The 17,428-nt window shown below is 63.4% G+C and carries 24 protein-coding genes; 14 read left to right on the top strand and 10 right to left on the bottom strand.

Annotation, left to right across the window (positions count from 1 at the left end; genetic code table 11):
* Positions 1-76: 76 nt before the first annotated feature.
* The gene (locus JQ617_RS30520) at positions 77-775 is read right to left on the bottom strand and encodes a pirin family protein (protein ID WP_212029552.1); all 699 of its coding nucleotides are present in this window, start codon (positions 773-775) and stop codon (positions 77-79) included.
* 35 nt (positions 776-810) lie between these two features.
* On the bottom strand, positions 811-1,563 hold the full coding sequence (locus JQ617_RS30515; protein WP_212029551.1) for an SDR family NAD(P)-dependent oxidoreductase: 753 nt from the start codon (positions 1,561-1,563) through the stop codon (positions 811-813).
* Between the two features lie 117 nt (positions 1,564-1,680).
* On the opposite strand from JQ617_RS30515, the gene JQ617_RS30510 reads away from it, so the two are divergent.
* Together JQ617_RS30510 and JQ617_RS30505 are read left to right on the top strand one after the other, a co-directional pair.
* Complete coding sequence (locus JQ617_RS30510; protein ID WP_212029550.1) at positions 1,681-2,616, top strand: LysR family transcriptional regulator; 936 nt, start codon at positions 1,681-1,683, stop codon at positions 2,614-2,616.
* Positions 2,617-2,746: 130 nt separating this feature from the next.
* Positions 2,747-3,268 (top strand): REP-associated tyrosine transposase, encoded by a 522-nt coding sequence (locus JQ617_RS30505; protein ID WP_212029549.1) that lies wholly within the window; start codon positions 2,747-2,749, stop codon positions 3,266-3,268.
* A 54-nt stretch (positions 3,269-3,322) separates the two neighbouring features.
* Here JQ617_RS30505 and JQ617_RS30500 read toward each other — a convergent pair whose 3' ends face one another.
* Complete coding sequence (locus tag JQ617_RS30500) at positions 3,323-3,580, bottom strand: hypothetical protein (RefSeq protein ID WP_212029548.1); 258 nt, start codon at positions 3,578-3,580, stop codon at positions 3,323-3,325.
* 322 nt (positions 3,581-3,902) lie between these two features.
* Here JQ617_RS30500 and JQ617_RS30495 point away from each other — a divergent pair, with 322 nt between their 5' ends.
* The 5 genes from JQ617_RS30495 to JQ617_RS30475 all read left to right on the top strand — a co-directional run bounded on the left by JQ617_RS30495 (position 3,903) and on the right by JQ617_RS30475 (position 7,782).
* Positions 3,903-4,673, top strand: a complete 771-nt coding sequence (locus JQ617_RS30495; protein WP_212029547.1) for a hypothetical protein — start codon at positions 3,903-3,905, stop codon at positions 4,671-4,673.
* A 139-nt stretch (positions 4,674-4,812) separates the two neighbouring features.
* The gene (locus JQ617_RS30490; protein ID WP_212029546.1) at positions 4,813-5,802 is read left to right on the top strand and encodes a tripartite tricarboxylate transporter substrate binding protein; all 990 of its coding nucleotides are present in this window, start codon (positions 4,813-4,815) and stop codon (positions 5,800-5,802) included.
* A gap of 289 nt (positions 5,803-6,091) precedes the next feature.
* Positions 6,092-6,448 carry a hypothetical protein gene (locus JQ617_RS30485; RefSeq protein WP_212029545.1) on the top strand — a complete coding sequence of 119 codons (357 nt, stop codon included), beginning with the start codon at positions 6,092-6,094 and terminating at the stop codon, positions 6,446-6,448.
* Between the two features lie 85 nt (positions 6,449-6,533).
* Entirely contained in the window at positions 6,534-6,791 is a 258-nt protein-coding gene (locus JQ617_RS30480; RefSeq protein WP_212029544.1) for a hypothetical protein, read from the top strand.
* A gap of 52 nt (positions 6,792-6,843) precedes the next feature.
* The gene (locus JQ617_RS30475) at positions 6,844-7,782 is read left to right on the top strand and encodes a phosphatase PAP2 family protein (protein ID WP_212029543.1); all 939 of its coding nucleotides are present in this window, start codon (positions 6,844-6,846) and stop codon (positions 7,780-7,782) included.
* A gap of 26 nt (positions 7,783-7,808) precedes the next feature.
* Here the strand turns inward: JQ617_RS30475 and JQ617_RS30470 are convergent, their stop codons facing one another.
* Together JQ617_RS30470 and JQ617_RS30465 are read right to left on the bottom strand one after the other, a co-directional pair.
* Positions 7,809-8,276, bottom strand: a complete 468-nt coding sequence (locus JQ617_RS30470) for a YbaK/EbsC family protein (RefSeq protein ID WP_063687131.1) — start codon at positions 8,274-8,276, stop codon at positions 7,809-7,811.
* A gap of 55 nt (positions 8,277-8,331) precedes the next feature.
* Positions 8,332-9,069 (bottom strand): haloacid dehalogenase type II, encoded by a 738-nt coding sequence (locus JQ617_RS30465; RefSeq protein ID WP_212029542.1) that lies wholly within the window; start codon positions 9,067-9,069, stop codon positions 8,332-8,334.
* 409 nt (positions 9,070-9,478) lie between these two features.
* Between JQ617_RS30465 and JQ617_RS30460 the strand changes: the two genes are divergently transcribed.
* Both JQ617_RS30460 and JQ617_RS30455 read left to right on the top strand, forming a co-directional pair.
* Positions 9,479-10,102, top strand: coding sequence for a PAS domain-containing protein (locus tag JQ617_RS30460; protein WP_212029541.1), 624 nt, complete (start codon positions 9,479-9,481; stop codon positions 10,100-10,102).
* 35 nt (positions 10,103-10,137) lie between these two features.
* Positions 10,138-10,647, top strand: coding sequence for a GAF domain-containing protein (locus tag JQ617_RS30455; protein WP_212029540.1), 510 nt, complete (start codon positions 10,138-10,140; stop codon positions 10,645-10,647).
* A gap of 219 nt (positions 10,648-10,866) precedes the next feature.
* Here JQ617_RS30455 and JQ617_RS30450 read toward each other — a convergent pair whose 3' ends face one another.
* Entirely contained in the window at positions 10,867-11,085 is a 219-nt protein-coding gene (locus JQ617_RS30450) for a hypothetical protein (protein WP_212029539.1), read from the bottom strand.
* A 177-nt stretch (positions 11,086-11,262) separates the two neighbouring features.
* A complete protein-coding gene (locus JQ617_RS30445) occupies positions 11,263-11,697 on the bottom strand; it encodes a winged helix-turn-helix transcriptional regulator (RefSeq protein WP_249157693.1) in 435 nt (144 codons plus the stop codon).
* Positions 11,698-11,782: 85 nt separating this feature from the next.
* Between JQ617_RS30445 and JQ617_RS30440 the strand changes: the two genes are divergently transcribed.
* Positions 11,783-12,517 (top strand): SDR family NAD(P)-dependent oxidoreductase, encoded by a 735-nt coding sequence (locus JQ617_RS30440; protein WP_212029538.1) that lies wholly within the window; start codon positions 11,783-11,785, stop codon positions 12,515-12,517.
* 210 nt (positions 12,518-12,727) lie between these two features.
* Here JQ617_RS30440 and JQ617_RS30435 read toward each other — a convergent pair whose 3' ends face one another.
* Complete coding sequence (locus JQ617_RS30435) at positions 12,728-13,612, bottom strand: amidohydrolase family protein (protein WP_212029537.1); 885 nt, start codon at positions 13,610-13,612, stop codon at positions 12,728-12,730.
* Positions 13,613-13,952: 340 nt separating this feature from the next.
* On the opposite strand from JQ617_RS30435, the gene ykgO reads away from it, so the two are divergent.
* The 3 genes from ykgO (at position 13,953) to JQ617_RS30420 (ending at position 15,212) form a co-directional block, all read left to right on the top strand.
* Positions 13,953-14,078, top strand: coding sequence for a type B 50S ribosomal protein L36 (ykgO, locus tag JQ617_RS30430; protein ID WP_006611362.1), 126 nt, complete (start codon positions 13,953-13,955; stop codon positions 14,076-14,078).
* Positions 14,079-14,185: 107 nt separating this feature from the next.
* Positions 14,186-14,827: a tetratricopeptide repeat protein gene (locus JQ617_RS30425; RefSeq protein WP_063687144.1), complete on the top strand. Its 642-nt coding sequence runs from the start codon at positions 14,186-14,188 to the stop codon at positions 14,825-14,827.
* Between the two features lie 124 nt (positions 14,828-14,951).
* Complete coding sequence (locus tag JQ617_RS30420) at positions 14,952-15,212, top strand: hypothetical protein (RefSeq protein ID WP_212029536.1); 261 nt, start codon at positions 14,952-14,954, stop codon at positions 15,210-15,212.
* Positions 15,213-15,227: 15 nt separating this feature from the next.
* Here JQ617_RS30420 and JQ617_RS30415 read toward each other — a convergent pair whose 3' ends face one another.
* Complete coding sequence (locus JQ617_RS30415) at positions 15,228-15,410, bottom strand: hypothetical protein (protein ID WP_063687148.1); 183 nt, start codon at positions 15,408-15,410, stop codon at positions 15,228-15,230.
* A 327-nt stretch (positions 15,411-15,737) separates the two neighbouring features.
* On the opposite strand from JQ617_RS30415, the gene JQ617_RS30410 reads away from it, so the two are divergent.
* The gene (locus JQ617_RS30410) at positions 15,738-16,694 is read left to right on the top strand and encodes an alpha/beta fold hydrolase (RefSeq protein WP_212029535.1); all 957 of its coding nucleotides are present in this window, start codon (positions 15,738-15,740) and stop codon (positions 16,692-16,694) included.
* Between the two features lie 117 nt (positions 16,695-16,811).
* Here JQ617_RS30410 and cycA read toward each other — a convergent pair whose 3' ends face one another.
* A complete protein-coding gene (cycA, locus tag JQ617_RS30405; protein ID WP_063687152.1) occupies positions 16,812-17,207 on the bottom strand; it encodes a cytochrome c-550 CycA in 396 nt (131 codons plus the stop codon).
* Between the last annotated feature and the right edge of the window lie 221 nt (positions 17,208-17,428).

Raw genomic sequence — 17,428 nt, 5'->3', positions numbered from 1 at the left:
CATCGCTCTTCGAAAAGCTTGTTGCGGAGGGGATGGATGCCCGGCTCAAGGCCGGGCATGACGAGTTGTTGTGTTGTTACGCCGCGTCGACGAGGACGAGCTCGGTGTCCTCGAGCGCGGTGATTGTCAGCCGGGCCTCGTCGCGGATTGCGGCGCCGTCGCGGGCGTTGACGCGCACGCCGTTGACCTCGACGGAACCGGCAGCAGGCACCAGGTAGAGATGCCGCGACGTCTGCGGCGCGTACTCCGCGCTCTCGCCGGCCTTCAGTGTGGTGGCGAGCACCCGCGCATCGGCGCGGATCGGAAGCGCGTCGGTATCACCTTCGATGCCGCTCGCGATCGTCACGAGCTTGCCGGAGCGGTCCGCCTTCGGGAACGGCTTCGAGCCCCAGGTCGGCTGTCCGCCGCGCAGCGTCGGCTCGATCCAGATCTGGAAGATGCGCGTCTTCGTCGGCTCGAGATTGTATTCGGAGTGGCGGATGCCGCTGCCGGCACTCATCACCTGCACGTCGCCCGCTTCAGTGCGGCCCTCGTTGCCGAGGCTGTCCTGATGGGTGATCGCGCCCTCGCGCACATAGGTGATGATCTCCATGTTGGCGTGGGGATGGGCGGGAAAGCCGCTGTTCGGCGCGATCTCGTCGTCGTTCCACACCCGCAAGCTCCCATGACCCATGTTGTTGGGGTCATAATGACCAGCGAAGGAGAAGTGATGCTTGGCCTTGAGCCAGCCGTGATCGGCGCCGCCGAGCTTGTCGAAAGGTCTGAGTTCGATCATTTGCGTTATCCTTGTGTGAGTGGGAGGCGCCTTGTTCAGGCGCCGAACCCGCCGTCGACGTTGAGCACCGTGCCGGTGACGAAGGAGGCTTGCGGGCTTGCGAGGAAGACCACGCCGGCGGCAACTTCCTCGGGACGGCCGAAGCGCTGCAGCGCGTGCTGCTTGCGCTGGGCTTCCGCGAAGTCGCGGTCGTCGTCCGGATTCATGTCGGTGTTGATCGAGCCGGGCTGCACCACGTTGACGGTGATGCCGCGCGGTCCGAGGTCGCGTGCCGCGCCCTTGGTGTAGCCGACGACCGCCGCCTTGGTGGCAACGTAGTCGGCAAGGCCCGGGAACGAGGCGCGGTCGGCGAGCATCGAGCCCACGGTGACGATGCGGCCGCCTTCGCCCATCAGCTGCGAGGCGGCGCGGATCGCCGCGATCACGCCATGCACGTTGACCTGATCCTGGCGGGCCAGCGCATCGGTGTCGGCCTTGGCATCGTCGATCGCGCCGCCCGCGGCAACGCCGGCATTGTTGACGAGGATGTCGAGGCGGCCGAATTCCTTCGCCACGTCATTCACGAGCTGCGTCACATCCTTCGCCGAGGCCTGGTCGGCCTTGAAGGCGCGGGCCTTGACGCCCCTGGCCTTCAGTTCAGTGACAACGGCTTCCGCCTTGTCGGGCGAAGCCACATAGCTGATGGCGACGTCGGCGCCTTCATCGGCCAGTGCGCGGGCCGAGGCCGCGCCGATGCCGCGCGAACCGCCGGTGACGAGGGCAACCTTGCCTGAGAGCGTCTTGGTCATTGGATTTCTCCGTTGCTGAATTCCTGATGACCCCTTGGATAAGCCTCCGCCTGTGGTATAGAAATAGAAACTGTTGAAACGCATTGTTTCCCTAATTATCCCGATTGGACGGCTCCCATGGCAAAACTCCCGGATTTCGAGGCGCTCGCGATTTTCGCAAAAGTCGTGGAATTACGGTCGTTTGCGGGGGCCGCGAGCGAGCTGACGATGTCCAAGGCGACGGTGTCGAAGGCTGTGACCCGGCTGGAGGAGCGGCTCGGGGCGCGCCTGTTCAACCGTACCTCGCGCCGGCTCGCGCTGACCGATGCCGGCCACAAGCTCGCCGACCGCGCGACACGTCTGCTCGCTGACGGCGAGGCGGCGGAGAACGAGGCGCTGGCGCAGTCGGTGGCGCCGCGCGGCCTGGTGCGGCTCGCCGTGCCCATGACGTTCGGGATCAAGGCCGTGGCGCCGCTGCTGCCGGAGTTCTTCGAGGCCTATCCGGAAGTCTCGGTCGATCTGCATCTGAGCGATGCGACGGTCGATCTCATCGGCGAAGGTTTCGACATGGCGGTGCGCATCGCGCGGCTGCCGGACTCCTCGCTGATCGCGCGGCGGCTGTTCACAATGCCGCGCTTCACCGTGGCGGCACCATCCTATCTGAAGAAGCACGGCCGGCCGACGCATCCGATGCATCTCGCCGAACACAAATGCTTCGCTTACGCCTATCTCTCCACGCCGAACGTCTGGCACTACACCAATTCGGCCGGCGAGCAGGCCAGCGTGCGTCCGGGCGGACTGCTTCGCGTCAACAACGGCGAGGCCGTGATGCCCTCGCTGATCGCAGGCCTCGGCATCGCCGAGCTGCCCGAATTCATCGTCGGCGAAGCCATCTCCTCTGGAGAAGTCGAAGTGATCCTGAAGGACTGGAAGCAGGCCGAAGGCGCCGTGCATCTGGTCACCCCGCCCGGCGGCCCGCGCCCCGCGCGCGTCGAAGCGCTCGGCGATTTCCTCGCGGCGAAGCTGCCCGGCACCTGCAAGCGGCGGCCGAAAAAGGTTGGCAAGACCGGCTAGATACCTTCGTGGGCACGGCGCTTTGCGCCTTTGCCCACCCTACGAGATCTCGCTAGTCTATCGCCCGAGCAAGCTGCCGTAGGGTGGGCAAAGCGAAGCGTGCCCACGTCTTCGCCTGATGGAATCGCAAGTGTCTCGATATCGCCGAGCGCAAGGCAGCACGTTCTTCTTCACGGCCGTACTCGCCGACCGTTCAAGCACTCTACTCGTCGATCACGTTGATCGCCTGAGGCGAATTTACCGGACCATCCAGCAACGCCGCCCGTTCGAGACGGTCGCGATCTGTATCCTGCCCGACCATCTCCATGCCATTTGGTCGCTTCCGGACCACGACGTGGATTTTTCATCGCGGTGGAATCTGATCAAAAGCGGATTTTCGCGCGGCTTGGAGGCTGGGCCGCCTTCAATAAGCAAATTGAAGAAGCGCGAGAAGGGGATCTGGCAGCGCCGTTATTGGGAGCACGCAATTCGCGACGATGCGGATCTGGAGCGGCACGTTGACTACATTCATTTCAACCCCGTGAAGCACGGCCTCGTCAGCCGGGTGCGCGATTGGTCTCTCAGTAGTTTTCATCGCTACGTCGACCAGGGCGTGCTTCCCGCGGATTGGGGAGGGGACATGCGGGATGTTGCTGGGCACTTCGGAGAGTGATCGTGGGCACGCTTCGCTTTGCCCACCCTACGGCATCTCGCTTTTCGGCCTGACCTACGACACCTTCACGCCGTTGATGGCGACGATGCGCAGGTTCGGCTTCAGCGTTCCCTCGAGCTGCGAACTCAATTCGTGGACACGCGGGTCGGTCGAGCGTGCCGCGCAGACGGCGTATTGATGGACCGATTGCGCCAGGGCGCGCCGCGCCTCGGGTGTTCGCGTCACGTCCGGCTTCGACAGCCGCAGCACGATCGCGGCGAGATTGACCAGCATCTCGTCCAGGGCGACGTCGATGGTCCGAACGTTGTTCATCACTCACTCCCTGGAAGGGCAACAGCGGGTCCATCGATGCGTTCCCGGGCGGGCCGGGCATGGTTAATGTCCGGTAAACGTCTTGTTCTCGCCGGCCGCCGCGCTAGGCTGGCCGGACAAACAAAGAAAATCAGGGGAGGCACCATCATGGACCGACGCGATCTCTTGCGCGCCGCTGCGGCATTGCCGTTCTTAACCAAGCAGTTGCCAGCGCCAAGAAACGCTAGGCGCCGTCGCGTTGCGGTCATAAACTTTGTTGCCTAAATTCGCGCCGCGTTTGTTTCCTGCTTTGTGTTTCTCAACAACCCGATCGACCGCATGCATGATGCTTCGCCTTGTTTTCCTCGTCCTGTTCGCACTGTGCCTGGCCGGTCCCGCGCAGGCGCAAACCACCCAGCCGGCGACGGTTGCCAAGCCGGCAAAGAACGCGCCTTCCAAGCCGGCACCTGCTTCGCGGTCCACGCCGCAAGCTGCAGGACCGTGCGTCGGCGTGATATCGCTGCTGGGCGATCGCTTTATTGTGAAGAAGATCGGCGCGACCGTGTTCGGCAACGAGAACAAGGAGGTTCCGGTCGACGGCTTCGGGCTCGATGACCTCGTTGTCGAGCGTGTGAGAGCCGCGGTCGGCTCCGGTTTTGTCGTACGCAGGATCGCCGCCGATAAATCCGCATTCAGTTCCTACGATCCCGGGCTTGGCATGTTCGTTCGCAGCGACAGGGCCGGCGCCGTCGTCCGACAAGTTGCCGGTCAGGCCGGATGCAAACGCTATGTCGTCGTGATCAAGGGAATACGCCAGGGTGGATTCTTCGGCATCGGTGTCATGAAGGGCAGCCCGTTGTACAACATGGCCGACATCTACGCGGTAATACGGATCTACGTTCACGACGGGCAAAGCTTCGATATTCTGAAGAGCGGCGAAGGCTCGATCAGCGGAAGCAACTTTATGACCGGGCCGCCGACGCTGCGTATCGATTGGGCGCAGTGGCCAGAACCGCCGGAAGCCGCCAACAATCCAGTGATGCGCGTGTCGACGCGGCAACTGCTCGGCAACGTCCTCGACAAGAGCCTGCCTACCTTGTTGCAGTCGCAGTAGTTGAGGAGATCCGGCCCACCGGTCGACACCCCTCTCCAGGCCCCCTCCGGGGAGGGTGCAAGCGCACGGCTATCGCAACACAATCCATTTCGGTTAGGCTGCCTCCCAACAACGAAAACAATCGGGGAGGTACCAACCAATGAACCGCCGCGAACTCCTGAAGGCCGCTGCCGTGCTGCCGCTGGCACAGGCAGCTTGCTCTCAATCAACCTTTGCTCAAGCTCTTTACCCCTCGCGCAACATCACCATGATCGTGCCGTTCCCGGCCGGCGGCCAGGCCGATCTTGCCGCGCGCCCGGTGGCGATGGCGCTGGAGCGGGTCCTCGGCAAGCCCGTGATCGTCGACAACCGCGCCGGCGGCGGCGGCGGATCGGTCGGCAATGCCGCCGCCGCGCGCGCCGAGCCCGACGGCTATACGCTGCTGATGACGTTGTCCTCGCTCGCGGTGCTCCCGGAGGCCGACCGGCTGTTCGACCGGCCTGTCGCCTACGAGGTCGCGCAATTCATGCCGATCGCGCGCGTGCTGGCCGATCCCACGCTGCTCGCGGTGCCGGCGTCCGCCCCCTGGAAGACCGCGCAGGAATTCGTCGAGGACGCGAGGAAGCGGCCGGGCCAGATCACCTACGGCTCGTCCGGTCCCTATGGCACGCTGCATGTGGCGATGGAGATGTTCACCAACAGCGCCGGCATCAAGCTCATGCACGTGCCGTTTCGTGGCGCGGGTCCCGCGCTCACCGCGCTGCTCAGCGGCACCGTGCAGGCGATCGCGGCCGCGCCGGGCACGCTGAAGCCGCAGGTCGACGACGGCAAGCTGCGCGTGCTCGGCAATTGCGGCGCGCAGCGCATCGCCAGCTTCCCCGACGTGCCGACCTTCCAGGAGCTCGGCTACAAGGACGTCGAGATGTACATCTGGGCGGGGCTGTTTGCGCAGAGCTCTCTGCCCGCGCCGATCGCGACCCGCCTGCGCGAGGCGATGGCGCAGGTGATGTCGAGCCCCGAGGTCCTCAAGGCGTTCGAGACATCGGGCAGCCTCGTCGCCTATCAGGACGCGCCGGCCTTCTCCGCCTTCGTTGCGACGGACAGCGCGCGGCTGATCGCGGCGGTGAAGAAGATCGGCAGGGTGGAGTAGGGGCGCTCTGGAATTCGCTGCGGACCAGGCCCCGCAAATTGTGCCGGTCATATCCCGGCGCGAACGCGCCCTCCCATGACGCCTTGAACGACGTCGCGGCCGTGAGGTCCCACCGGACCTCCGCCCGCAAGATGCCGGTTTGCGCCGGCCCTTGCGGGTGTGCCACGGACGATGGCGCCAGCGACGAGGTCTCCGGGGTTCCTGCCGCGCTCACTTTTTGTTGTTGGTCCAGAACCCGTCCCCGCCTCATTGATTGATGAGAATTCGAGGGAATCGGGAAGGATTTGTCATGCGAGCAGAGCGGATAGCGCTGGGTGTGGCGCTCACGATCGGTGGTGTCGTCGCCCAAGGCGCAGCGTTCGCCGACGACTATCGCGGAACCATGGAGCAGCAGATGGCCTGCACACCGGATGTGTGGCGCCTGTGCAGCGACCAGATCCCGGATGTGAACCGCATCGTCGCCTGTCTGCAACAGAACACGCCGCAGCTCTCGAGCGGATGCCGGGCGGTGTTCCAGTCCAACAATCAGGCGCCGCCGCAGCAGCAGGCGCCACGCAATCGCGCCGCGCCATCCCCGCGCTACAATTCTGCGCCGCCGCCCGCCGCTGCGCCATCGTCCCCGCGCCCTTATGACCAGGACGACTAGCGTGCACTCCTCAATGGTGCCGAAGTGACGGCGCGTGCGATGTTTGCGGCGCTTGTGACAGCGCTTGTCGCGTGGAACCGCGCTGATGGCGCTTGAAACCAATCCTGCCGAACCTGCGTGCTGCGAACAGGCGAAGCCGCGCGACGAGGTGGTGGTTCGCACTGATCGTCACAGCTGTGAAATCGCTTTGACGAAGATTCGTTCTAATTGTTTGTATGCATCCACACACGCACCTGTTGTATGTTTATTAATGGTTGTATTGGCAAGAAGGCACCCGGAAATGCTGGAATGCCGGAATGCCAATCAACAACAGTCTTGGGTGGGATCGTTCGGAACTGGCTGACGGAATTGCGAACGCTGTGGATGACACGGCCGTTTCGTTACGGTTGTTCCGTTTGAACTGGATCATTGTCGCGGTCGTCCTGGCCGTCTTTGCGCTCGGGCTTCTGCTGACGGATTTTCGCATCCGGCCCAGCGGCTATCTCTTCTTTCTGGGCATGGCCGGCCTCTACGGCTATTTTGGATTTCGCAACGTGCGATCCGGGTCGAGAAATCCGCGGATCTTTGCCATCCTCTTCATGCTTGCGCAGATCGTGCTGCTGCTGCTGCTGCTGACGTCGATCGGCTACATGGGGGCTGCCGCCAATCTCCCGATGCAGGAAGCCGGGCTGCTTGCAGCGGACCGCATGCTCGGGTTCGACTTCAGGGCCTATGTCAGCTTCGCGAACGATCGGTCGTGGGTGCTCCGTGCGTTCGTGTTCACCTACGATTCCCTTCACAGGCAATTGCTCGGTCTCATCATCCTTCTTCCCTTGCTCGGCTTTCATCGCCGGGCAGCGGAGTTCGTGCTGGCCTTTGCCATGACGCTGATCGCTGCGACGATCATTTCCACTCTCGTTCCGGCCATCGGCGCTTATGGAGCCGTCGGGCTCGTGCAGGCGGACCATCCGAATATCGAGCCGATCTGCTATTACGCGACCCTGCACGAGCTTCCGCTCGTGCGCGACGGCGCCACCAGGGTTCTCGATGCGTTCAACCTCGGCCCGATCCTGACCTTCCCGAGCTTCCATGCCATCTGTGCGGTGCTCTACAGCTGGGCCATGTGGCCGGTGCGTTGGCTGAGAGTCTTCGGGCTCGCGTGGAATAGCGTCATGCTGGCCGCAACGCCGGTCGGCGGCGGACACTTCTTCGCCGACATCGTCGCCGGAATCATCATCGCATTGGTCGCGATCTATATGGTCCGCCGTCTCGGGATGTATCTCGCGCGCAGTGCGCAGCCGGCGCGGCCGACATTGCTGCAGCCCGCGCGGCCGGCAATTGTCGGCGCGCAATAGCCGTTTCGCTCCGGCGCGGCCGCGCCTTAGGGCCTGTGCTCGCAGACGTCGACCCATTCGGCCGCGGTCAGCTCGGCCATGCGGTCGGGCGTGATGCGCACGGCGCTGTGGGTCGAGCCCGCGGCCGGCACCACGACATCGAATGCCTTCAGCGACATGTCGCAATAGACCGGCAGCGGCGATTTCAGTCCGAACGGACAGACGCCGCCGACCTCGTGGCCGGTGATCTCGGCGACCTCTTCCAGCCCCAGCATCTTCGGCTTGCCGCCGAACTGCGCCTTCACCTTCTTGTTGTCCATGCGCGAGGTGCCGGCGGCGACGATCAGGATCACGCGCTCGCCGATCCGCAAGGACAGCGTCTTGGCGATCCGGCCGGGCTCGACGCCATAGGCTTCGGCGGCCAGCGGCACCGTGGCCGAGCTGATCGGGGATTCCATGACGGAGATGTCGGGGGCTTTCTCGGCGAAGAAGGCGCGTACGGATTCCAGGCTCATTCAGGTCTCACGGGCGGGCGGCGATCCCCGGGGTCATCCCTTGATGATCCCCGGGTTATCCCGAGACGATATCAGGCAGCTCGGACAACGAACGGACGCGGTGGTCCGGCGCAAAGCCAAGCTCGTCCATCTGGGTACGGATCGCCCTGAACATGGTCAGCGGTGCCACGAGTTCGTTCTCGACGCAAGCCAGCGCCATGGCTTCCGGCGTCACCCGCTCGATCCAGGCGACGGTCAGGCCGAACGATTTGGCGCCTGCCGCATCCCAGGGATTGGACGAGACGAACAGAACCTCGTTCGGCGCGGTGCCGAATGTTTCGCCGATCAGCTCATAGGCTTGCGGCGCCGGCTTGAAGACCTTCTTCGCATCGACGCTGATGGTGGCGTCGAGCAGGCGGTCGAGGGCGGTGTTGCGCACCAGCGCGCCCAGCATGTCCGGACTGCCGTTGGAGAGGATCGCGAGCTTGCGCGGCTTCAGGGCCGCGAGCGCGCTCGTTGCGTCCGGATAGAGATCGAGATGCAGGTACTTCTCGATCACGCGCTCGAATGCGGCGTTGTCATAAGCGAGCCCGAGCATGCGCAGCGTATAGGCCAGCGAGTCGCGCGTGACGGCCGTGAAATCCTGGTAGCGCCGCATCAGCGAGCGCAGCCAGGTGTATTCGAGCTGCTTGATGCGCCAGACCTGCGTGATGATCTCGCCATAGCCCGGAAACGCATCCTCGGTGATTTCGGCGACCGACTGGATGTCGTAGAGCGTTCCGTAGGCGTCGAAGACGACGGCTTTGATGCTCATGGGTTGTCCTTCCGGGCCGTTGTGGTCGCAAGAAACTCCGTTTAGGGAGTGTGCATCGTCGCCAGCTTACCAGAGCATGGCGAAAGTCCGCCACTGCAAGCGTGAGCGGCGGCTTGTGTGACTCGCAATGGGCATCCCGTCCCACCGGTGGTTGGCGCAACGATTGGAAGGCTTTGGCAGTCGATACCTTTTGAAAAGCCCTTCGAGCGCGCCATCATCGCAAAGCTAATTCTCCAGTTGTGCGGCAGTCATTGAACTCTCTGGCCGGTGAACTGCGAGTTCAGCCAGTCGATCGAGTGGTTCCCTGGCAGGCGAGAGCCGTAAATCTACGGCGCAGCCTTCGATGGCTTAAAAAGCCGGTTTCAGCTAGAATTGAAACCAAGGGGGCATCTCAGAAAACGGTTCGACAATGACGATCGTGCAACCGACCTTCCGCTCGCCGAAAGCCTTGATGGCCGGCGCACAAGATGCGTGGCATCGGCTATTCGAGCATTGCCCGATACCAATCCTTCTGCTCACGCCGGATCTGAAGATTGTCGATGGCAACGATGCCTATCTCGGCGGCGTCTCTCGCTCGCGAGATACGCTTGCCGGTCTGAATATGTTCGACGCCTTCCCTGACAATCCGCACCTTGCGCGTGCCGACGGCGTCGCCAATCTGGCCGAGTCGTTTGGCAAAGTCCTTCACGAAAAGCGCGGCCAGGTGATGCCCCTTCAAAGATATGATATCCAGCCCGAAGGGCGCCCTTGGCAAGTCCGCTATTGGCACCCCAGGAACTGGCCGGTCATCGATGACGATGGCTCGATCGTTGCCGTGGTCCATCATGTCACCGACGCGACGACCGCTATTCTGGTCAGAAAGGCTGGGAGAGCCGGTCCGCCTCCTTCTTCGTCCGAGACGCTCTTGTGCTCTGCTGACAGGGCGATTCTCGAGGCGCGCGAGATTGTGAGGGAAACTCGCGAGGCAATTTTGGTGTCTCGCGCCTCTCTCGAGGAGAATGTCTCTCTCTCTCAAGACTTCGGCTCAATGTAACAGCGTCCGGCTAGTTCGGCGCGAAAGGCGTCGTCATGATGCACGCGGTTTCGGAATTGCCGCTCCTCCAATCGGCTCTGAGCGAGGCTTTGGTTATCACCGGCCAGGAGTTGGGCAACATTCAGCTGATTGACTGGAAGACGGGCCACCTGGAGATCGTGGCTGAGCAGGGCTTTACGAAAGAGTTTCTCGACTGCTTTCGTCGTGTAACGATCCGGGATGGGTGTGCCTGCGGTCGTGCACTTTTCAATCGGCAGCCCGTCGTTCTCGATGACGTCACGGCAGACCCGCGATTTCTGCCTTTTCGGGACATCGCCGAGCGCGCCGGGTTTAAAGCCGTGCAATCAACCCCGCTCATCACCCACTCTGGCGCTCTCGTGGGTATCCTTTCAACCCACGGCAAAGGTGTTCCGGATGAGAAACAGCTGGGTCTGATCAGGAGCCTGGCCATGCGGACAGCTGGCGGCATAGTCCGTGATCGGGCGGCGCGAACCACTTTTGCCGATCTGGATGGCTTTGCCTTGCGCCAGCGGTTGCCCAGATAGCAGAGGGGCCAGTGTGCCGGGAACCACACTCTGCTCCGTTGGAACGATGTGTGACACCATGAAGATGCACGACGACCCGTTAATCCGACGAGCCGACCGGGCCATCCGCGAATGCCTGATGGTGACAGAAGAGGCTCGCCTGAACCGCCAGAAAGCCAAAATGAGCGCGGCCCTGACAAGGGCGACGCGCTTGATCGTTCGCGCGGAAATAGATCGCCCTTATTGCGGGGGGCATTGCCGCTTCTGCTCGAGAAAGTCCAGTGGCGAATAGAGCTTCCGGCTGCTTGGATGAAACACCGCCCGGGTTCTCATCCGTGTCAACTCGCGTTGCAGGTCGATCCGCATCGCCGCGTTTTGACCGCTCAGCCGCTTAGCCTCCGCAATCGCGGCGGTGGCCCGGGCAAGCAGCTTTTCACCGGCATCAGGGCTGTTGACCATGCTACCTAACGAACATGGGTTAATGCGGTTCCTTCTCGCGAAACGAACCGAAGCGTCCTTTGAGCCATCGCGTCGCCGGCGAGAATGGCCGTGGGGCCGCCGGCCGCCCGCGCAACGAGTGAACAGCGCTCGCGCCAAAGCAAGCGCGATGACGATTCACCCAGGTCTCATCGCGCTTTAGACTGTCGGCTGACGTCCTCGACGCGTCCAGGTCGCTCGCTCGGCGAAGACCTCGCTGACCTCGGCCATGTGCTCGGTGCCCCAGGTGCAGAGCGGCACCAGCGCTTCAGCCAGGCTGTGGCCCAGCGTGGTGAGGCCATAGTCCACCCGCGGCGGCACCTCCTTGTAGTCGGTCCGCTTCACGAGGCCATCGGCCTCGAGCTCCTTCAGCTGCTGTATCAGCACCTTGTCGCTGACATCGCGCACGGATCGTCGAAGCTCGCCGTAGCGCGTCGGCCCGCCCTGGGCGAGGAAGTACAGGATCAGCGGCTTCCACTTGCCGGACACGACCCGCAAGGTCGCGTCGAGGCCGCAGGTGAAGCCGGGCAAATTCGGCGTGCAGCTCTGGACGGAGGACGAGGTCCGCTTCGGTGAAGAGATCGGGTTTGACATTTTTAGGGCACTTACCAAAAGGTGCATACTTGTCGATAGGTGGGTAGGCCGCCAGCTCAGTGCAACCTCAGTGAAGGAGCACATCATGAGCAGACTACAAGGCAGGACGGCGGTGGTGACGGGCGGCGGAACCGGCATCGGACTCGGCGCGGCGAAACGGTTCATCGACGAAGGCGCGTTCGTCTATCTCTTCGGGCGCCGGCAGGAGCCGCTCGACGCCGCCGTCGCGCAGCTGGGATCCTCGGCGCGGGCCGTCAAAGGCTCGGTGACTGACATGTCCGACCTCGATCGGCTGTATGCGGCGGTCAAGGCCGAACGAGGCACGATCGACGTTCTCTTTGCCAATGCCGGGACCGGAGCGTTTGCGCCGCTCGGCGAGATCACGCCCGAGCACTACGACCAGATCTTCGACGTCAATGTGAAGGGGTTGGTGTTCACGGTGCAGAAGGCCCTGCCGCTGATGACCAGGGGCTCGTCGATCATCCTCACCGGCTCGAGCACGGGCGTGATGGGGACGCCGCAGTTCAGCATCTACAGCGCGACCAAGGCTGCGATCCGTAATCTGGCGCGGAGCTGGGCGCTCGATCTGCGCGGCAGCGGCATCCGCGTCAACGTGCTGTCGCCGGGACCGACCAAGACGGAGCTGGCACTCGAGGTGGTCGGCGAGGAAGCGTTCGACGCGCTCGGAAGCGCCACGCCCATCGGACGCGTGGGCGATCCCTCGGAGACGGGAGCCGTGGCCGCGTTCCTGGCATCCTCGGACAGCAGCTTCATGACCGGCGGCGAGGTCTTCGTCGACGGCGGCCTCGCGCAGGTCTGAGGGCTTGATCGGAGGTGTGCTCCCGCCCCCGCTTGCGGGGGAGGGTCGGGGAGAGGGTATCTCCGCAATCGAGAGTCCCCAAGAGGAGAAAGCCCTCCCCCGGCGCGCGGGACGATGCTTCGCATCGCCCGGGATGCGCCGACCTCTCCCGCAAGCGGGAGAGGTGCACCGAGCCCGCGGCGGCTCGATTCAACCCAAGCCCGTCGCTCTCTAGATCCCCAGCAGCTTGCGCGCGTTGGCCTTGAGCACCTTCGGCCGGATCTCGTCGCGGATCTCGATCTTGGCGAAGTCCGACAGCCAGCGGTCGGGCGTGATCACCGGCCAGTCCGAGCCGAACAGCATCTTGTCCTGCAGGATCGAGTTGATGTAGCGCACCAGGATCGGCGGGAAGTATTTCGGCGACCAGCCGGAGAGGTCGATGTAGACGTTGGGCTTGTGGGTCGCGACCGAGAGCGCCTCTTCCTGCCAGGGGAAGGAGGGATGGGCGAGGATGATCTTGAGGTCGGGGAAGTCGGCCGCGACGTCGTCCATGTACATCGGGTTGGAATATTTCAGCCGCATGCCCATGCCGCCCGGCATGCCCGAGCCGACGCCGGTCTGGCCGGTGTGGAACAGCGCGATCGCGCCGCCATTGTTGATCTCTTCGTAGAGCGGATAGGCCATGCGGTCATTGGCGTAGAAGCCCTGCATGGTCGGATGGAATTTGAAGCCGCGCACGCCGTATTCCTCGATCAGCTTGCGTGCTTCGCGCGCGCCCAGCTTGCCCTTGTGCGGGTCGATCGAGACGAAGGGGATGAGAACGTCGAGATGGTCGGAGGCGGCCTCGATCATCTCGTAATTGTTGTAGCGGCGGAAGCCGGTCTCGCGCTCGGCATCGACGGGGAAGATCACGGCGGCGATATTCTTGGAGCGGTAGTAGGCCGCGGTCTCCGGCACCGTCGGCGGATGCTTGTTCGGCGACTTGAAATACTCGGCCATCTGCGCCTGGAAGTCGTCATAGCCGTCGTCGGGATGACAGCCGCAGGGCTCCTCGGCGTGGGTGTGGATGTCGATGGCGACGACTTTGTCGATATCAGGCAGCTTCAGCTTCGGCATGGGTGTCCTCCCGACGTGTTGCCAAATTGATTATATGATATAACGAATTTGGCAAGCGCCGCCGGCGGCAAAACCGCTGCCCGTCAAAGTCTTTGCTGTGAGCGGCCGCGTACGCGCAGATCGGGCCGATCCGGCCGTTTCTACTGTGCATGGGGTTGTTTTCGAGATTTTGCTGGGGTGGAACCGGGCAGTTAACATTGACATGACCTGCTGCCATGCCTTAAGAACCGCCCCGTCCCGGGCGGTCGGTCCGCCAGCGGGAAAGATCTCATTTTGCCACATTCGCGCGTGCCGAAACGGTAGTGCCGAACACGGCCTTTCGAACGTTCAGGATTCTGCCATGAAGGTCCGTAACTCGTTGAAGTCGCTGCGCGGTCGCCATCGCGCCAACCGCCTGGTCCGCCGTAAGGGCCGGGTCTATGTGATCAACAAGGTGCAGCGCCGCTTCAAGGCTCGCCAGGGCTGAGCTTGCCCTCGCGGTCGCCTTCGCGCGCCCCTAAAGACCACGGTCTCACACGAGTTTGACGCCGCCTTTGCTTTGCAAGGGCGGCTTTGCGCGTTTAGACTTTGACCATGGCAGTGAGATTCCGTTTCGCACGCACTTTGTGTCTGGCCCTCGTGCTGGGGACCGCCGGCCTTGCTCCGGCCCTGGCCCAGCAGATTGAGCCGCCGTCCCCGCAAGGCAAGCAGAAGAAGCTCCCGGAAGCGCCGTCCAAGCTGCCCAAGGTCGACCGCAGCAAGAATCTCGATTTCCTGTTCGGCGCGCTGAAGGCGGCGCCCGACGAGGCCAGCGCCAAGCATGTCGAGGCGCGGATCTGGGCGATCTGGCTGCAGACGCCGAGCGACACCGCGGCGCTGTTGATGCAGCGGGCCAAGACCGCGGTCGACGCGCAGAAGATCGAGATCGCGATCAAGCTGCTGGATTCGGTGATCAAGCTCCGGCCCGATTACATCGAGGCCTGGAACCGGCGCGCCACGCTCTATTACATGCAGAACGATTACGGCCGCTCGCTCGCCGACATCCGCGAGGTGCTGATCCGCGAGCCCCGCCATTTCGGCGCGCTCGCAGGGCTCGGCATGATCATGCAGGAGGTCGGCGACGAGAAGCGTGCGCTCGAGGCCTATCGCAAGGCGCTCGCCGTCAATCCGCATCTCGAGAAGATCCCCGACCAGGTCAAGGCGCTGACCGAGAAGGTCGAAGGCCGCGACATCTAGCCCAAAACTCGATCCGTTCTTGAGCGAATGCGGCGCCCCTCGATTAACCACGATGGCAAGCGCGGCGTTTTGAGGGCTATTGCCCGCACGGCCGCAGGCCTACCTGCATCGCAGGAGCAAAGCCATGAAGCGTTTGATCTTTGCGGGTAGCTTGCTGCTCGCGTCGGGGACGATGAGCCTCGCCGACGGATTGTTCTGGGTGGTCGGCAACCGCGCCACCGGCAAATGCAACATCGTGACCAGCAATCCGGTCATCATCGGCGACATCTGGTTCGGCGACGGCCCCTACAAATCCATGGCCGATGCCAAGCTTGCCCGTTCGACGATCCGCGCCTGTCCGCCGGTCGCACCCGACGAGGACAAGGACGAGGACAGCTCGGACTAGGTCGCCGTCTGCACGTTAATGCAGGGCGCTCCCGCCGCGCTCGGCGAGGCCGCGATCGGCCACTGCGGCATAAGCCTTCGCAAGCTCGGTCTCGAGGTGCTCGTTGATGAGGAGCAGCGCGCGCACGGCACCGCGCAGGTCACCGTTGCAGCTCGCCACGATCTCGTCGATCGCAGTGTCGTTGGATCTGATGCTCATCGAAATTCTCCGGTTCAAATCAGGACAAATCCTGCCGGCCTTTCCCACATTCCCCGAGGTCGCGGGGAGGATCGGCGCCCACCCGCATGTAAGAGGCGGAACCGACCGTGGCGATTATAAGGAAACCGCGATGACGGCTCCATGAAGCTGTTCCGAAGCTTGCGTGCGAACAAGAAAAACGTTGATTCCATTGATCTTTTTCAGCCCGCAATTATGCACATATCCACAGCCCCTCATTTCCGGTGGAAGTGGGGGAGAGCCTCGGGCGAAACTGCCCTGCGCCGCATTCGTAGTTGTGAAGTGCCCTGGATTGCCCGGATTCTCTCCATGATCGTGATCTCAGTCGTGACGGCGCTGGTCCTGCTGGCGCTGGCCACGCAGGCCGGCGTCGTGGCCGTGCAGCGTGCCTTTCCGCCGCAGGGCCGCATGGTCGAGGTCGATGGCGCGAGCCTTCATGTCGTCGACATCGGCCCGCGCGAGGCCGGCCTGCCGATCGTGATGCTGCACGGCGCAAGCTCCAATCTCGAAGCGATGCGGCGTCCGCTCGGCGATCTCCTCGCCAAGAACCACCGCGTCATCCTGATCGATCGTCCCGGCCACGGCTGGAGCACGCGTGCGCGGCGGCAGGATTCGACGCCGCAGGTCCAGGCCCGGATGATCGATGAGGCACTTGGCAAGCTCGGGATCGCGCGCGCGGTGTTCGTCGTGCATTCCTGGAGCGGTGCGCTCGGCGCGCGCCTCGCACTCGATCATCCCTCCCGCGTCGCCGGCCTCGTGATGCTCGCCCCCGTCACCCATCCCTGGCGCGGCGGCGTCGGGCGCTACAACGAGCTGATCGCAACGCCCGTGATCGGCCCGCTGCTCGCCTACACCATCACGCTGCCGCTCGGCTATTTCGTCACCGAAGCCGGCGCGCGCAATGTGTTCCTGCCGCAGACCATGCCGGATGGTTTCGTGCAGGACTCCGCGACGCCGCTGTTGCTGCGCCCGCGCGAGTTCATCGCCAATGCCTATGATCTGGTGACGCTGAAGGAAGCCGTTGCAGCGCAAGTGGCGCGCTATGGCGAGATCACCGCGCCGGTCACGATCATCGCCGGCGAGCCCGACAAGACGGTGAAGACCGGCATCCACGCGCGTCCGTTCGCGGCAACCGTGCCGAATGCAAAGCTGGTCGTGCTGCCCGATCTCGGTCACATGGTGCAGAACGCCGTGCCGGATCTCGTGACATCGGAGATCGAGACGATGATCGGGAAGATCGCGCCGGCGCGGGCCGCCGCCGACTAGGGCGTTCTCGAGCGAAGTAGATGCCGCCTCGCGGAACGAAAACGCGTCAAACAAGAAGCCGGAGCCTCGGCTCTGATCCAGTCAGAACCGAAGCTCCGGCGATCGCCGTTTGCGCGCTTACTGCTTGATCTTCCCGTCCTTGTCGAACTGAGAGATGAAGGCCCAGAGATTGTTGACCTCGTTCTCGTTCTTGATGCCGGCGAACGCCATCTTGGTGCCGGGGATCTTGGCCTTGGGGTCCTTGATGTATTCCTTGAACGTGGCTTCGTCCCAGGTGATGCCGGAATTCTTGTTCGCGTCCGAATAATTGTAGTCCGGCGCGGTGCCCGACTTGCGGCCGTTGAGGCCGTTGAGCTCGGGGCCGACCTTGTTCTTGGCGCCTTCGCCGATCGCGTGGCAGGCCAGGCATTTGTTGAATGACGATTTGCCGGCCGCGACATCCTGCGCCATCGCGGCGGGTGCGGTGGCAGTCACGGTGAGGATCATCAGTGCGCCAAAAGTCAGTTTTGTCATCGGGTGCTCTTCGTCTCTTCCCTGGTGGGTCTGGCCTGTTCAGTGTCCTTGCCTGGTCGGCAGTCGTCGAACCCGCCGGTTTTGGCAGGCCCGCCCGGCTTGGACAAGCCACGAAACCATGACAGGTTTCATCATTTCCTACTTGTCCCAGAGCGAACTCGCCGAAGATCGCTGCTCCGACTTTCGGATGGCCTACCCAAACAGGCGCGGACATGATTGAT

The sequence above is a fragment of the Bradyrhizobium sp. KB893862 SZCCT0404 genome, from assembly GCF_018130885.1.
GTDB lineage: Bacteria > Pseudomonadota > Alphaproteobacteria > Rhizobiales > Xanthobacteraceae > Bradyrhizobium > Bradyrhizobium stylosanthis.
This window is presented reverse-complemented; position numbering and strand designations above follow the sequence as displayed.

Excerpts from the sequence above, each read along its gene's own strand:
- JQ617_RS30520 (WP_212029552.1), bottom strand. The coding sequence starts at position 775 with ATGATCGAACTCAGACCTTTCGACAAGCTCGGCGGCGCCGATCACGGC.
- JQ617_RS30515 (WP_212029551.1), bottom strand. The coding sequence starts at position 1,563 with ATGACCAAGACGCTCTCAGGCAAGGTTGCCCTCGTCACCGGCGGTTCG.
- JQ617_RS30510 (WP_212029550.1), top strand. The coding sequence starts at position 1,681 with ATGGCAAAACTCCCGGATTTCGAGGCGCTCGCGATTTTCGCAAAAGTC.
- JQ617_RS30500 (WP_212029548.1), bottom strand. The coding sequence starts at position 3,580 with ATGAACAACGTTCGGACCATCGACGTCGCCCTGGACGAGATGCTGGTC.
- JQ617_RS30495 (WP_212029547.1), top strand. The coding sequence starts at position 3,903 with ATGATGCTTCGCCTTGTTTTCCTCGTCCTGTTCGCACTGTGCCTGGCC.
- JQ617_RS30490 (WP_212029546.1), top strand. The coding sequence starts at position 4,813 with ATGAACCGCCGCGAACTCCTGAAGGCCGCTGCCGTGCTGCCGCTGGCA.
- JQ617_RS30485 (WP_212029545.1), top strand. The coding sequence starts at position 6,092 with ATGCGAGCAGAGCGGATAGCGCTGGGTGTGGCGCTCACGATCGGTGGT.
- JQ617_RS30480 (WP_212029544.1), top strand. The coding sequence starts at position 6,534 with ATGGCGCTTGAAACCAATCCTGCCGAACCTGCGTGCTGCGAACAGGCG.
- JQ617_RS30470 (WP_063687131.1), bottom strand. The coding sequence starts at position 8,276 with ATGAGCCTGGAATCCGTACGCGCCTTCTTCGCCGAGAAAGCCCCCGAC.
- JQ617_RS30465 (WP_212029542.1), bottom strand. The coding sequence starts at position 9,069 with ATGAGCATCAAAGCCGTCGTCTTCGACGCCTACGGAACGCTCTACGAC.
- JQ617_RS30460 (WP_212029541.1), top strand. The coding sequence starts at position 9,479 with ATGACGATCGTGCAACCGACCTTCCGCTCGCCGAAAGCCTTGATGGCC.
- JQ617_RS30455 (WP_212029540.1), top strand. The coding sequence starts at position 10,138 with ATGATGCACGCGGTTTCGGAATTGCCGCTCCTCCAATCGGCTCTGAGC.
- JQ617_RS30450 (WP_212029539.1), bottom strand. The coding sequence starts at position 11,085 with ATGGTCAACAGCCCTGATGCCGGTGAAAAGCTGCTTGCCCGGGCCACC.
- JQ617_RS30445 (WP_249157693.1), bottom strand. The coding sequence starts at position 11,697 with ATGTCAAACCCGATCTCTTCACCGAAGCGGACCTCGTCCTCCGTCCAG.
- JQ617_RS30440 (WP_212029538.1), top strand. The coding sequence starts at position 11,783 with ATGAGCAGACTACAAGGCAGGACGGCGGTGGTGACGGGCGGCGGAACC.
- JQ617_RS30435 (WP_212029537.1), bottom strand. The coding sequence starts at position 13,612 with ATGCCGAAGCTGAAGCTGCCTGATATCGACAAAGTCGTCGCCATCGAC.
- ykgO (WP_006611362.1), top strand. The coding sequence starts at position 13,953 with ATGAAGGTCCGTAACTCGTTGAAGTCGCTGCGCGGTCGCCATCGCGCC.
- JQ617_RS30425 (WP_063687144.1), top strand. The coding sequence starts at position 14,186 with ATGGCAGTGAGATTCCGTTTCGCACGCACTTTGTGTCTGGCCCTCGTG.
- JQ617_RS30420 (WP_212029536.1), top strand. The coding sequence starts at position 14,952 with ATGAAGCGTTTGATCTTTGCGGGTAGCTTGCTGCTCGCGTCGGGGACG.
- JQ617_RS30415 (WP_063687148.1), bottom strand. The coding sequence starts at position 15,410 with ATGAGCATCAGATCCAACGACACTGCGATCGACGAGATCGTGGCGAGC.
- JQ617_RS30410 (WP_212029535.1), top strand. The coding sequence starts at position 15,738 with ATGATCGTGATCTCAGTCGTGACGGCGCTGGTCCTGCTGGCGCTGGCC.
- cycA (WP_063687152.1), bottom strand. The coding sequence starts at position 17,207 with ATGACAAAACTGACTTTTGGCGCACTGATGATCCTCACCGTGACTGCC.